This is a genomic window from Mesorhizobium qingshengii, from assembly GCF_900103325.1.
GTDB classification, from domain to species: domain Bacteria; phylum Pseudomonadota; class Alphaproteobacteria; order Rhizobiales; family Rhizobiaceae; genus Mesorhizobium; species Mesorhizobium qingshengii.
The window spans coordinates 133560-147757 of sequence record NZ_FMXM01000008.1; the positions used below are offsets into that span (position 1 = coordinate 133560).

A 14198-nucleotide genomic window follows, 5' to 3' on the forward strand; every position below is an offset into this window, starting at 1 on the left:
GAGCTGCGTCGCAGCCGATTGTCCCCGCCCAGGGCTTTCCGGCGCAAGTCGCGCTACTGCGTCCCGGCGGTCGCCTCGCCCAACAGCTTCTGGATGGTCGCCTGGTCAGCCTCGACCGGCTTGACCTCATCGCCTTCCTTCACCAGTTCCTGGCCGGCGACGATGATGCGCGTGTCGGCCGGAATGCCGCCGAGCACGAGGCCGGTCGGCGTGTCGTCGACCAGGTCGATCGGGAAGAACACAACCTTGTTGTCCTTGTCGACGGCACGGATGCCGAGATCGCCCTTGTCGCCGAGCGTCACCACCGAGCGCGGCAGCATGATGGCGTCGGTCGGCAAAGCGCTGAGCGCGATTTCCGCCGTCATGCCGGCCGGCACGGAGCCATCGGCATTGGGGATCGCGACCTCGACGCGGAAGGTCCGGGTCGCCGACGACGCATCGCGGCTGATGTAGCGCACGGTGCCTTCGACGGTCTGGCCGCTGACCAGCCTTACGCTGGCCTTGTCGCCGATCTTGAGGTAGCCGAGATCACGCTCGCTGACTTCGCCGCGGGCAATCACCGGATCGAGCTTGAGGATGGTTGCCACCTCGCTGCCCTGCATGATGGAACTGCCAAGTTCCACCGGCACCCGGTCGATGACGCCGTCGAAGGGCGCCTTCACCTCGTTGCGATCAAGTTCGGCCTGAGCCGTCTCCAGCATGGACTGGGCCGCGGTCAGGTTGGAGCGGGCGGTGTCGAGCTGCAGCTTGGGCAGATTGCCGGTCTTGGCCAGCCGCTCGGAAGCGTCGAGCTCGGCCTGACGCTGCACCAGCAATTGCCTGGCATTGTCGACCGTCGAGATCTTGTCCTCGGCGGCCAGCATCAGCACCAGATCGCCTGTCTTGACGTGCTGGCCCTGCTTGACCGGCAGCTTGTCGATGACACCGGCGACGCGTGTCGCCAGCACAGCCCGCTTGTCGGCTTCGGTCAGCCCGGAAATGCGGATGGCGCGCGCATAGGTGCGGCGCGGCGGCGTCACCACCGCGACGGTGCGCAGCGGTGCCTTTGGCTCGGCTTCCGCCGTCTTCGGCTTGCTCGTGTCCGGCGCCTTGCCCTGCTCGGCCTCGGCTGCCTTGGCCTTGTTCGCCGCTACGCTGCCGACGGACGAGAACTCGCCTGTCGCCATCCAGGCCGCGAAACCAATGAGCACAACAACGGCTGCAAGCTTGTGAAACCTGATTCTCGGCATCGTCATTTTTTCCACTGCGGGTTCGGCCAGCGTCCTCGTAACGCGGGCGCGTGGCCGATATGGGTGCGCGCCAGGCCGTGTTCAATTTGCCGTGATCGGCGAAGCGCGCTTTTACATCAAAGTTGCACCGCAATATAGTCTGAAAGTTGCAAGACCATTACATCGCCGGACAAGATATGCTCGCCGCCATCCGGTGGCTGGTTGCCTGGTGGGTGGTTATCGTCGTGCTCCGAACTGGCTCACGATCGGCCCCGGTGGCCAGCTTCGAACGACTGGTCTGTCCACGGCCGACATTCAGTGCGCATCCGTCAACATGCAGCCGCCGACACGCGCCGGATTTCTCTCTCTGGATACGGATTTCGACCGGGAATTCATCGTACCAGACAAGCGCGGGCAACGAGAAATGCCAGCCCATGCACCGGACTGTCCAAGCAATCAATTGAAATTAATAGACAAATTGCGAGATGCCGAACTCGGGCCCTGATTGCCGAAGCCTGGCCGGCCAGCGTCGAGCCAAACGTTGCAGGCGCGAACGCGAGAGGCGTCCCGATGCACTGGATCAGCGCAGCCTGCCGTTCGCGACATGATTTCCGGTGAAGCGTGGAAGCAAGAACATCGCCCATATCCCGTGCCATTCGGAGCGGCTGTGCCGATCATCGCGCTGGATCGTTTCTGGCGCGCTCCTGAGGTTGGGCAGCGCCGCCGAAAACAGCATGGCAGCAGGCGTCAGGATGATGAGGCGATCGTCACACGCGGCGGTTGTCGGCTTGCCGACGCCGGCGAGCGCCAGCGCTCCTCAGGCCTGCCGGCGAACCGCCTCCGGGTTCTTGCGAACCGCGAGGAATTCCTTCACCCGTCGGCCGGGTGCGGGACCATGTACCGGCTTGAAGCCGTCATCGAGTTCGCCGGAAAGGTCGAGCGTCGGGCGATTGCCGACGGCGTCGTAGTTCTCCTCCAGCCAGTCGCTGGCGGCGGTACGGCCGAGATCGCGCAGATAGACCAGGAACGCCCATTCGGCATTGACCTTCGACGACGCCGACAAATCCTTGAACGCCTCGTCGGCATCGATGCGATGCATGCGGATGTCGCGGTATTCGCCATGCGGCAAACGGCCAGCGGCGATCAGCTCCTTGACGAAGGCGATCGAGCGGAATTCACGCAGCAGCCCGGCGTTGAAGGTGATCTCGTCGATGCGGTTCTGGATTTCGTTGGCGCTCCTTGGCGTGCCTTCCCGCACCACCGGGTTGATCTGCACCAGAAGCACGTCCTCGGTGGCCGCCGTCTTGAAGAACGGGAACAACGCCGGATTGCCGCCATAGCCGCCGTCCCAATAGGGCACGCCCTTGATCTCGACGGCGCGGAACAATTGCGGCAGGCAGGCTGAGGCCATCACCGTGTCGAGGTCGATCTCGCCATCGGAAAAGACACGCAACTGCCCGGTTTCGACATTGGTCGCGGAGATGAACAGTTCCATCGACTTGCAGGCGCGCACATTGGCGAAATCGATCTCCTGCTGAACCACGTCGCGCAGCGGGTTGAGGCCGAGCGGGTTGGCGACATAGGGCGAGAACACCCGTGACATGGTGTCGAAGAAAGCATAGCCCGGCGTGTTCTCGATCGACCAGTTGCCCCAGGCAACATCCCACGGCATGCGCTGCACCGGGCTGAATCGGCCCTTCGCGGCCACCGCGCGCCAGAAATCCTCGAGCTTTTGCCGCGCCCCGTCGACCCCGCCGCGCACGAAGCCATCGGCCAGCGCCACGGCATTCATCGCACCGGCGCTGGTGCCGGACACCGCTGATATCTCCAGCCTGCCATCCTCCAGCAGCCGGTCGAGCACGCCCCAGGAAAAGGCTCCGTGCGAGCCGCCGCCCTGAAGCGCGATGTTGATTTTCTTCTTCTCCTCCGCCTTGCCGTTGTTCGTCATGGCGTCGTCCTTGATTTGTCGAGCCGGCTTGTTTCGCGTTTGTCGGTTCTGTTTGGCCGGCCCTGTGGGTAGCTGGGAAAATGTCCGGACTTATGCGGCCGTCCAGCCGCCATCGACCGAGAGATGCGTGCCGTTGACCTGCGCCGCCGCGTCCGAGCACAGGAACACCGCTGCCGCCGCGATCTGCTCGACCGTGACGAATTCCTTGGTCGGTTGCTTGTCCAGCATGACCTCGCGAATGACCGTCTCGCGATCCATCTTGTTGGCTTTCATCTGGTCGGGGATCTGAGCCTCGACCAGCGGCGTCAGCACATAGCCCGGGCAGATGGCATTGCAGGTGATTTTCTCACGCGCGAGTTCGAGCGCGACGGTCTTGGTCAGCCCCATGATACCGTGCTTGGCCGCGACGTAGGCCGATTTGAACGGCGAGGCGACCAGGCCGTGCGCCGAGGCGATGTTGACGATCCGGCCGCCACCGGCCTTCTTCATCAGCGGGATCGCGGCTGCGATGGTGTGGAACGCCGACGACAGGTTGATGGCGATGATGGCATCCCATTTCTCGATCGGGAACTCTTCCACCGGCGCCACATGCTGGATGCCTGCATTGTTGACGAGAATGTCGACCGAACCGAATGCCTCGGCCGCCTTGGCGACAAGCGCCCGGCATTCGGCCGGTTTCGACATGTCGGCCTTGATGTAGGCGGTCTTCACCTTGTGCTGTTTGGCGATCGCATCGGCGATGGCGTGGTCGGCGGCCGTGTCGGAGAAGGAATTGACGATGACATCATGGCCTTCGGCCGCCAGCGCTTGGGCTATGGCCAGGCCAATGCCCGATGTGGAGCCGGTGACGACGGCGGTTTTTCTGATGGCCAAGGGCGGAATCCTCTGGTTGCGGCACGAACAGGCCTATGTTGCACTGCAACATATATGCCTTGATCGGCGCAAGAACAGCGGTTCCGTTGCGAGAGGACATGAAATTTTCGTCATGCGAAGAGGCTGCCCAGTGCTGGGAGACGGCCAGCAACGATGCGCGCGCCGAATCCCGGCCGGCTCACCCTGCGGCAGGGTGAGTCCATGGCCTCGGGCCGCAACATGGCCTCAGGCGACGAGGTCCGGCACCGGCCCGACATAGCGCGACTGCGGACGGATGAGTCGTCCGGTCGTCTGCTGCTCGCGTGCATGGGCGATCCAGCCGGCGACACGTCCGGCGGCGAAGACGTTGCTGAACGCTTGCCTGGGGAAGCCGGCAGCCTCCAGCAGCAGCGCGGTGTAGAATTCGACATTGGTCTGCAGCGAGCGCGACGGCTTGGCGACGCGCAGCACATCGAGCGCCGCTTGCTCCACCCTTTCCGCGAAGGCCAGCCGGCGACCGGTTTCGCCCTCGCTGCCGAGTTTGCGCACCACCGCCTTCAGCACGTCGGCGCGCGGGTCGCGCACCCGGTAGATACGGTGGCCGAACCCCATGATGCGCTCGCCATGCGCGATCTCGTGGCGCAGCCAGCCAACAGCGTCGCCATGCGCCTCGATTGCATCCAGCATCTCGATGACCGGGCCTGGCGCGCCGCCATGCAGCGGGCCCTTGAGCGCGCCGAGACCCGCCAATACCGCCGAAGTCAGGCCCGCCTTGGTCGAGGCGACGACGCGGGTCGCAAAGGTCGAGGCGTTGAGGCCGTGGTCGCAGACAGTCACCAGATAGGTGTCGAGCGCCTTCGCCAGCGCCGGCGAGGCGACGGTGCCGTTGAGCATCCTCAACATATCGCCGGCATGGTCGGCCGCCTTGTCCGGCGCGAATGGCTCCTCGCCGCGCTGCAGGCGCAGCAAGGCCGGCGTCAGCACTGCTGGCGCCGCGATCAGCCGCAGGGCGTCGGCCAAGGCCTCGCCGTCCGGCAGCAAGGCGATGCCGGCGCGCATCGCGCTGTAGACATCGAGCGATGCCAGCAGGGGCAGCGAGGGCAAAAGCCGCTCGAACACATCGACGCGCGCCTGGCCGATCCTCTGCGCCAGTTCCGCATCGCCGGGAAGGTCTTCGAAGAAACCATCCAGCAACAGCCGAACCACCTGGACATAGTTCCAGCGGCCGGCCAGTTCCGGCAGCGAATGACCGCGGATGGTCAGATGGCCACCAAGACCGTCCACATCGGAAAGGACGGTTTCCGCCGCCACCACGTCATCGAGCCCATTTGCCATGGCCTGTCTCCTTGAACCGTTTCCGCATCGCAGATAGGGGTAGTCAACATGGTCATCAATCTTGATCAATAGAATCAATGCATCGGAGGATTCGATCCTGTCGGAGTGGCTGTCCAGGGAAGAAGCGCTTGAACGCCTCAAGGTGCGGGCACAGACGCTCTATGCCTATGTCAGTCGTGGGCGCATCGGCATGCGGCCAGACGGCGCCGATCCGCGCCGCAGCCAGTATCGCGCCGACGATATCGCCGCCCTGGCGACCCGCCGGGCACGCGGACGCAGCCCGTCGGCCATCGCCGAAAGCGCCATCGCCTGGGGCGAGCCGTCGATCGCCACCTCGATCTCGACCGTTTTGCACGGTCGCCTCATCTATCGTGGCCGGGATGCCGTTGCGCTCTCCGGGCACGCCACTCTGGAGGAAACCGCCGCCGTCCTGTGGGAGCTGTCAGAGCCGGCGGTATTCGCGTCCCCGCCGCCCGGCGCGCCGCATCGGGGCGGCAGGGCGGCCGCCTTCGCGCGGCTTGCCTTGGCTGCCGCCGAGGGGCGTCCATCGCTCGGGCGCGGCGCCACCTCGCTGCATGCCGATGCCGCGCAGGCGGTCGGCGTGTTGGCCAGCGCCTTCGGCGCGCCGGCGGGACCGGATCCGGTCCATCGGCGGTTGGCGCAAGGCTGGTCCGTGGATGCTGGCGGCGCGGAAGCGATCCGCCGCACGCTTGTCCTGCTCGCCGATCATGAGCTGAACGCGTCGACTTTCGCCGCCCGCGTCGCCGCGTCCACCGGCGCGCCGCTGGCCGCTTGCCTGCTCGCGGGGTTCGCGACGCTATCGGGCCCGCGCCATGGCGGCGCCGGCGAAGCGGTGATGCAATTGGCCGAGGACGGGGCGCGGCATGGTGCCGATGCGACGATCCGGCGCTGGCTCAGCCACGACCGGCCGCTGCCAGGGTTCGGCCATCCGCTCTATCCCGACGGCGATCCCCGGGCCGCAGCGCTGCTGGCGACCATCGATGCCGACGAAACGCTACAACAGCTGAAAACCGCCGCAATTGCCGCGACCGGCGCACATCCCAACGTTGACTTTGCGCTCGCCGCGTTGACGCGCAGCCTCGGCTTGCCGCGCGATGCACCGTTCCGCCTGTTTGCACTCGGACGCAGCGTCGGCTGGGCCGCGCACACGGTCGAACAGGTAACAAGCGGAGGCGCCATCAGGCCGCGCGGCCGCTATGAGGGACTGCTGCCGTAGCGTCGCGATAGTGCTACGCGCGCCAGCTACCGGATCTTTCGATCCAACGTCTCACGACATGGTGTCGAGCTTGCGCTGCATGGCCGCGATCTGATCCTTCAATTCCTGAAGGTCATCGGGCTTTTCCGGCGTTTCCTTCCTGGCCGGCTCGGGCGTTGGCGCGGCGGCAGAGCCGGGACCCACAGGCGGGAACGGCGTGAACAGACGCATGGCATTCTGGAACATCTCCATGTTGCGGCGCGTCTGCTCTTCCAGCGCCTTGATCGGCGTGGTGATCTTCATCATGTCCAGCGGCGACTTGCCGAGCGCACCCTTCATCTGCTCGCGAAACCGTTCCTGCTCCTTGGAGAAGGCCAGCATGGACTGTTCGAGGAAGCTCGGCACGATCATCTGCATCTGGTCGCCATAGTAGGCAATCAACTGGCGCAGGAACGGGATCGGCAGCATGTTCTGCCCATCCTTGTTCTCCAGCTCGAAGATGATCTGGGTCAGCACCGGATGCGTGATGTCGTCACCGGTCTTGGCGTCCTGGACGGTGAACTCCTCGCCCTTCTTGACCATCTCGGCGAGGTCCTCGAGCGTCACATAGGTGCTGGTGCCGGTGTTGTAGAGGCGGCGATTGGCGTATTTCTTGATGATGATCGGATCGTCTTTCGCGGCCATCTGCATCCTCCCCGGGACACCGGCGCGCGCTGAGTAAGCCGCCGGTAACGATTGTGCCTTTTTCGAGGATATGCGCAAAAGCCTCATAATTCCAAGCAGTTTGTGCAGTGCGGGATCATATAATGCTGCATAGCAGGCAAAATATGCTGCGCAGCAATGGAGAGATTGCCGCCTTGGCAATGCGCGACCTGCTTGCGGCGCATGGGCGCCATGCCCATTTCCGGTTTGACTTGGGTTCTGGAAAGGGCAAGAAAAGTCTTCAACGACAGAACAACACCCTTGAAGTCTGGAGAAGAAAATGTCCGCTTCCATCGTCATTGCCAGTGCCGCGCGCACGCCGGTCGGCTCCTTCAATGGTGCCTTCGCCGCCACCCCTGCGCATGAGCTCGGTGCCGTCGTCATCAGGGAACTGTTGTCGCGTGCCGGCGTCGAGCCAGCCGAAGTCGACGAGGTCATCCTCGGTCAGGTGCTGACCGCCGCCCAGGGGCAGAACCCGGCCCGCCAGGCATCGATCAATGCCGGCCTGCCCAAGGAAACCACCGCCTGGGGCCTCAATCAGGTTTGCGGCTCGGGCCTGCGCGCCATTGCGCTCGGCATGCAGCAGATCACCACCGGCGATGCCAAGGTGATCATCGCTGGCGGCCAGGAATCGATGTCGCTTTCGACGCATGCCCAGCACCTGCGCGCCGGCGTCAAGATGGGCGACTTCAAGCTGATCGACACCATGATCAAGGACGGATTGTGGGATGCCTTCAACGGCTATCACATGGGCAACACGGCCGAAAACGTCGCTCGTCAGTTCCAGATCACCCGCGACGATCAGGACCAGTTCGCGCTGGCCTCCCAGAACAAGGCCGAGGCCGCGCAGAAGGCCGGCAAGTTCAAGGACGAGATCGTCGCCGTCACCATCAAGGGCAAGAAGGGCGACACCATCGTCGACCAGGACGAGTACATCCGCCACGGCGCCACGATCGACGCCATGACCAAGCTGAAGCCGGCTTTCGACAAGGACGGTACGGTGACCGCGGCCAACGCCTCCGGCATCAACGACGGCGCCGCCGGTGCGGTGCTGATGAGCGAAGCGGAAGCGGCCAGGCGCGGCATCACCCCGCTGGCGCGCATCGTGTCCTGGGCAACCGCCGGCGTCGATCCGCAGGTCATGGGCACAGGTCCCATTCCGGCTTCACGCAAGGCACTGGCCAAGGCCGGCTGGTCGGTCGGCGATCTCGACCTGATCGAGGCCAACGAGGCTTTTGCCGCCCAGGCCTGCGCCGTCAACAAGGACATGGGCTGGGATCCTTCGATCGTCAACGTCAATGGCGGCGCCATTGCCATCGGCCATCCGATCGGCGCTTCTGGTGCCCGCATCTTCAACACGCTGGTCTTCGAGATGCGCCGCCGCGGCGCCAAGAAGGGCCTCGCCACCCTATGCATCGGCGGCGGCATGGGCGTCGCCATGTGCGTGGAAGCGCTCTGACGAGATCACTGAACGGGCGGCGAATGCATGTCGCCCAAAAAGTGCGCAGCGGTTTTGGGAAGACGACATGAACGAAGACAGACAGCTAAAGCGCGCAGCCTGAATTTACTTCAGGCTGCGCGCTTTGGCCGCCCGTTCCATATCCAGTGCCTGCCAAGCCCGACAACAGGGCGATATCAAGAAGGGGAAACGCATGAGCAAGGTTGCAATCGTCACGGGCGGGTCGCGCGGCATTGGCGCGGCGATCTCGATCGCATTGAAGAACGCCGGCTATTCGGTTGCCGCGAACTACGCCGGCAACGACGACGCGGCGGCGAAATTCAAGGCCGAGACCGGCATTCCGGTCTACAGATGGTCGGTCGCCGACTACGACGCCTGTGCCGCCGGCATCAAGAAAGTCGAGGCCGATCTCGGCCCAATCTCGGTGCTGGTCAACAATGCCGGCATCACCCGCGATGCCATGTTCCACAAGATCACACGCGAACAGTGGAAAGAGGTCATCGACACCAACCTGTCGGGCGTCTTCAACATGACGCATCCGCTGTGGAGCGGCATGCGCGACCGCAAGTTCGGCCGCGTCATCACCATCTCGTCGATCAACGGCCAGAAGGGCCAGGCCGGCCAAGTCAACTATTCCGCCGCCAAGGCCGGCGACATCGGCTTTTCGAAGGCGCTTGCACAGGAAGGCGCTCGAGCCGGCATCACCGTCAATGTCATCTGCCCCGGTTACATCGCCACCGAGATGGTCAAGGCAATCGACGAGAAGGTGCTCAACGAGCGCATCATCCCGCAGATCCCGGTCGGCCGCCTCGGCGAGCCGGAAGAGATTGCGCGCTGCGTCGTCTTCCTCGCTTCCGACGATGCCGGCTTCATCACCGGCTCGACCATCTCAGCCAATGGCGGCCAGTACTTCGCTTGAAACCGGACAACGGCCTCATACAGGCAATCGCACTGCGACAGGCGGATCGGGAAACCGGTCCGTTTTTTAAGGCAGCCCGGCTGCCGTGAAGGCCCCGCTGCGGGGCGATGATCCAATCCGGCACGCAAAGGTTAACGGCGGTAACACCTCTTGTGCGAAACTCGTCCGCAAACCTGTGGATTCTCGGTGGATAACCTGTTCACAACACAAGATATTGTGGTGAACAAAACAGGAATATTCCGCGATCGCTGATTCGTCGCCGATTCGTTCCGGCTTTGAGCGGAACGTTAACGATAGCGGCCGGAATCGCCTGCCGGATCCTTAACGCGAATTAAGAAAGACCAACAATTTCATTATCTTGGATGAGGCGAACCAGAACGTTGCAGTCGTTCACCGGCAAAAATTAACGACAAGGCTCGCCCTGCATGAAACGGGCCAGTTCGGCGATTCAGCATGTGGTAAGAGTCGCGGTCGCAAAATCCACATATAGCCGTGAACAAAACCTGAATCAGGACGAGTCACTGATTCGTCGCCGATTCGTTCCAGACTCGTTCCAACGGTTAATCCGCGGCCGGTTGAGAGCTTGACAGGACCGCCTTCGGGCCCTCGCCGGAACATTCCGCTTTCGCTTCGCGCGCTAAATCCCTATGTGTCGGCTGTCATACGCGCCACTCGAGGCACGCTCCCGACAACGAGAGGCCAGAAAGCCTTATTTCCAGGTCGATGAACATCCAGCCGAAACACACTGAGCCGCTGATCTTGTCGGGACGCGACGTGACCGCCGTGCTTGGGCCGACCAACACCGGCAAGACCCATCTCGCCATCGAGCGCATGGTGGCGCACGAGAGCGGCATCATCGGCCTGCCGCTCAGGCTGCTCGCGCGGGAAGTTTATGCACGCGTCTGCGAAAAGGTCGGCGCTCACAAGGTCGCGCTGATCACCGGCGAGGAAAAGATCCAGCCGGCCGGCGCCAGATATTCGGTCTGCACCGTCGAAGCGATGCCGCGCGAGACCGACGCCGCCTTCGTCGCCATCGACGAGGTGCAGCTTGCCGGCGACCTCGAGCGCGGCCACATCTTCACCGACCGCATCCTGCACCTGCGCGGCCGCCAGGAGACGCTGCTACTGGGCGCGGCCACCATGCAAGGCATCCTCCAGCGGCTGCTGAAGGGCGTATCGGTGGTGACGCGGCCAAGGCTGTCGCACCTCGCCTATGCCGGCTCGAAGAAGTTGACGCGCCTGCCGCGCCGCACGGCGATCGTCGCCTTCTCCGCCGACGAGGTCTACGCCATCGCCGAGCTGATCCGCCGTCAGCAAGGTGGTGCCGCCGTCGTGCTCGGCGCGCTTAGCCCGCGCACCCGCAACGCGCAGGTGGCGCTGTTCCAGTCCGGCGATGTCGACTATCTCATCGCCACCGACGCCATCGGCATGGGCCTCAACCTCGATCTCGATCACGTCGCCTTCGCCCAGAACCGCAAGTTCGACGGTTTCCAATACCGAAACCTGTCGGCGGCCGAGCTCGGCCAGATCGCCGGCCGCGCCGGACGGCATCTGCGCGACGGCACCTTTGGCGTCACCGGCCAGGTCGATCCGCTGGACGAGGATCTGGTCAAGAAGATCGAAGGCCATGATTTCGACCCGGTGAAGGTGCTGCAGTGGCGTACCGCGCATTTCGACTTCGCCAGCCTCGATACGTTGAAGCGCTCGATCGAGACCAACGCCCCGGTCGAAGGCCTGACCCGCGCGCTGCCGGCGGTCGATGCCCAGGCGCTTGAATATCTGTCGCGCGACGAAGACATCCGCGCGCTTGCCACCGATGCCAAACGCGTGGCGCTGCTGTGGGAGGCCTGTGCCCTGCCCGATTACCGCAAGATCGCGCCGGCCCAGCATGCCGACCTCATCGCCTCCATCTATATGGACTTGGCCCGCCATGGCCATGTCGACGAGAACTACATGGCCGAGCAAGTGCGCCGCGCCGACACAACCGAGGGCGACATCGACACGCTGTCGCATCGCATCGCCCAGATCCGCACCTGGACATTCGTGTCGAACCGGCCCGGCTGGCTGGCCGATCAGGCACACTGGCAGGAAAAGACGCGCGAAATCGAAGACAGATTGTCGGATGCGCTGCATGAGCGGTTGACGAAACGCTTCGTAGACCGCAGGACTTCCGTCCTCATGCGGCGCCTTAGAGAAAATACCATGCCTGAAGCCGAAATAAGCCCAACCGGAACCGTCCTCGTCGAAGGCCATCATGTCGGCGAGTTGCAAGGGTTCCGCTTCACCGCCGACCAGAGCGCCGGCGGCGAGGACGCCAAGGCGGTACGCACCGCCGCCCAGAAGGCGCTGGCCGCCGAATTCGAGGCGCGTGCCGAACGCTTCGGCGCCTGCGCCAATGGCGACATCGCGCTCGGCTCGGATGGCACGCTGCGCTGGATCGGCGCGCCGATCGGCACGCTAGTCGCTGGCGAAGACGCGCTGAAGCCCCGCCTGGTGCTGCTGGCAGACGAACAACTGACCGGCCCGGCGCGCGACAAGGTCGCGGCGCGTGCCGAGCGTTTCGTCAATTTCCAGATCGAAACGCTGCTGAAGCCGCTGGTCGACCTGAAGAACGCCGACCAGATTTCCGGCATAGGCCGTGGCATTGCTTTCCAGCTCGTCGAGAATTTCGGCCTCATCAACCGCCGCGACATCGCCGAGGAGATGAAGTCGCTCGACCAGGAAGGCCGTGCCGCGCTTCGCCGGCTTGGCGTGCGCTTCGGCGCCTACCATGTCTTCGTGCCGGCGCTGATCAAGCCGGCACCGGCCGGACTGGTGACGTTGCTGTGGGCGCTGAAGAATGACGGCAAGGACAAGCCCGGCTTTGGCGACGTGGTCCATGCGCTCGCTTCCGGCCGCACCTCGGTGGTCATCGACCCGACCTTCGACAAGACGTTCTACAAGCTCGCCGGCTACCGCAATCTCGGCCGCCGCGCCGTGCGCATCGACATTCTGGAGCGGCTGGCGGACCTGATCCGTCCGGCGACCAACTGGAAACCCGGTCTTGGCCAGCGGCCGGACGGTGCGTATGACGGCCAGTCCTTCATGGTGACGCCGCCGATGATGTCGATCCTCGGCGCCACCGCCGACGACATGGAAGAAATCCTGAAAGGCCTCGGCTATCGCGCCGAGCCGAAGCCGCCGGCCGAAGTGAAGGCCAGGCTCGAAGCGCAGGACAATGCCGCGCGCGAGGCGGCGGCGGCGAAGGCGGCTGCGGAAGAGACAGCACGCGCGGAGCACGCCAAGGCAGCGGAAGACGCGGCGGCGCATGCCGCCGCCGAAACGCCAGCCGAAGGTTCAGAGCCGGCATCGGACGCAGTGGACGTTTCAGAAACGTCCACTGAAATTGCAGCCGAGACCACTGCGGACGCTGTGGCAGAACCTGCCTTGGAAGAACAGGCGGGCGCTCCGGTCGATACCGTGCAAGGCGAGGCGCCTGCAGCCTTGACCGCGACCGAAACCGCCGAGCCCGCGCCGGTTGAACCGCGGGCAGAGCCCGAAGCTGCCGAGATTGAAGCCGCACCGGCAGCGGAAGCCGCACCGGCAGCGCTGGCGTCGGATGCCGCGCCTGCGACGGACGCGGCGGAACCTGCGGTGGCGGAGCCCACGGACGGCGAATCCGCACCAGAAGCGGAAGCGCCGAAGCCCATCCTGTTGTGGCGTCAGGGCCGTTTCGATCAGCGGCCGCGCCATCGCGAAGACAACCGCAGGAACAATCGCCCGCGCAACGGACAAGCCGCGCGCGGCCGAAGCGATGCCCCGGCCGATGCCGGCGGAACGCAGGCTGCAGCCACGCCTGGAGAGCGTCCTGCCCATGAAGGCCGGCGCGACGGCGCCGGCAAGCCGCGCTTCGACCGCTCGAAGTTCAAACCCAAGCCGCAGGGCGAAGGCGAACAGCGGCGTGAAGGCCGGCCGCAAGGCGAGCGTCCCGACCGCCGCGAAGGCCGGCCCGACTGGAAGGGCGGCAGGCCGGAAGGCAAGGGTGGTCCGCAAGGCGGAAAGCCCGCCTTCCAGCCGAAGCCGCGCGAGGAGCGCCCGGTGCGCTTCGATCCGGACTCGCCCTTTGCCAAGCTCGCCGCGTTGCGCGACCAGCTGAAGAAGTAGGCTCGGCGCGCTTCGATGGTTGCCCCAACCGCCGCGAGAGACCGCCAGCGCATCGACAAATGGCTGTTCTTCTCGCGCGCCGTGAAATCGCGCTCGCTGGCGGCGAAGCTGGTGGTCGCCGGCCGCGTGCGCATCAATCGCGACAAAGCAGCGCAGGCCTCCGATCTAGTCAAGCCTGGCGACGTCCTCACCATCACGCTCGAGCGGCGCATCTTCATCTGGAAGGTGCTTGGCGCCGGTGCGCGGCGCGGCCCTGCCGAGGAAGCCCGCACCCTCTACGAGGATATGTCGCCACCGCCGGCGCCGAAGGGTGAAGCCATTCCCGACGCGATTCCGGTACTGCGCGAGGCCGGCAGCGGCCGCCCGACCAAGAAGGAGCGCCGCCAGACCGACCACTTGCTCGGCGAGGACTGATG

12 protein-coding genes are annotated in these 14198 nt (G+C 64.7%); 6 read left to right on the forward strand and 6 right to left on the reverse strand.

Annotation, left to right across the window (positions count from 1 at the left end):
• Positions 1-53: 53 nt before the first annotated feature.
• Positions 54-1229, reverse strand: coding sequence for an efflux RND transporter periplasmic adaptor subunit (locus BLS48_RS14930; RefSeq protein ID WP_091578724.1), 1176 nt, complete (start codon positions 1227-1229; stop codon positions 54-56).
• 91 nt (positions 1230-1320) lie between these two features.
• Between BLS48_RS14930 and BLS48_RS34965 the strand changes: the two genes are divergently transcribed.
• Positions 1321-1713, forward strand: a complete 393-nt coding sequence (locus BLS48_RS34965; protein ID WP_143019431.1) for a hypothetical protein — start codon at positions 1321-1323, stop codon at positions 1711-1713.
• Between the two features lie 312 nt (positions 1714-2025).
• Here BLS48_RS34965 and BLS48_RS14935 read toward each other — a convergent pair whose 3' ends face one another.
• From BLS48_RS14935 to BLS48_RS14945, 3 genes are all read right to left on the reverse strand, one after another.
• Positions 2026-3156 carry a patatin-like phospholipase family protein gene (locus BLS48_RS14935; RefSeq protein ID WP_091578726.1) on the reverse strand — a complete coding sequence of 377 codons (1131 nt, stop codon included), beginning with the start codon at positions 3154-3156 and terminating at the stop codon, positions 2026-2028.
• Positions 3157-3246: 90 nt separating this feature from the next.
• Complete coding sequence (locus tag BLS48_RS14940) at positions 3247-4029, reverse strand: 3-hydroxybutyrate dehydrogenase (RefSeq protein WP_091578727.1); 783 nt, start codon at positions 4027-4029, stop codon at positions 3247-3249.
• Positions 4030-4254: 225 nt separating this feature from the next.
• Positions 4255-5343, reverse strand: a complete 1089-nt coding sequence (locus tag BLS48_RS14945; protein WP_091578729.1) for a citrate synthase/methylcitrate synthase — start codon at positions 5341-5343, stop codon at positions 4255-4257.
• Between the two features lie 97 nt (positions 5344-5440).
• Between BLS48_RS14945 and BLS48_RS14950 the strand changes: the two genes are divergently transcribed.
• Positions 5441-6580, forward strand: coding sequence for a citrate synthase (locus BLS48_RS14950; protein WP_091578936.1), 1140 nt, complete (start codon positions 5441-5443; stop codon positions 6578-6580).
• Positions 6581-6631: 51 nt separating this feature from the next.
• On the opposite strand, the gene phaR is transcribed toward BLS48_RS14950, so the two are convergent.
• Both phaR and BLS48_RS34970 read right to left on the reverse strand, forming a co-directional pair.
• Positions 6632-7243 (reverse strand): polyhydroxyalkanoate synthesis repressor PhaR, encoded by a 612-nt coding sequence (gene phaR / locus BLS48_RS14955; RefSeq protein ID WP_091578938.1) that lies wholly within the window; start codon positions 7241-7243, stop codon positions 6632-6634.
• A gap of 83 nt (positions 7244-7326) precedes the next feature.
• Positions 7327-7506 (reverse strand): hypothetical protein, encoded by a 180-nt coding sequence (locus BLS48_RS34970; protein ID WP_143019432.1) that lies wholly within the window; start codon positions 7504-7506, stop codon positions 7327-7329.
• A 35-nt stretch (positions 7507-7541) separates the two neighbouring features.
• Between BLS48_RS34970 and BLS48_RS14960 the strand changes: the two genes are divergently transcribed.
• The 4 genes from BLS48_RS14960 to BLS48_RS14975 all read left to right on the forward strand — a co-directional run bounded on the left by BLS48_RS14960 (position 7542) and on the right by BLS48_RS14975 (position 14196).
• Complete coding sequence (locus tag BLS48_RS14960; protein ID WP_091578730.1) at positions 7542-8720, forward strand: acetyl-CoA C-acetyltransferase; 1179 nt, start codon at positions 7542-7544, stop codon at positions 8718-8720.
• A gap of 193 nt (positions 8721-8913) precedes the next feature.
• The gene (gene phbB / locus BLS48_RS14965) at positions 8914-9639 is read left to right on the forward strand and encodes an acetoacetyl-CoA reductase (protein WP_091578732.1); all 726 of its coding nucleotides are present in this window, start codon (positions 8914-8916) and stop codon (positions 9637-9639) included.
• A gap of 723 nt (positions 9640-10362) precedes the next feature.
• Positions 10363-13782 (forward strand): helicase-related protein, encoded by a 3420-nt coding sequence (locus BLS48_RS14970; protein WP_091578734.1) that lies wholly within the window; start codon positions 10363-10365, stop codon positions 13780-13782.
• A gap of 15 nt (positions 13783-13797) precedes the next feature.
• Positions 13798-14196, forward strand: coding sequence for an RNA-binding S4 domain-containing protein (locus BLS48_RS14975; RefSeq protein ID WP_091578736.1), 399 nt, complete (start codon positions 13798-13800; stop codon positions 14194-14196).
• Positions 14197-14198: the final 2 nt, after the last annotated feature.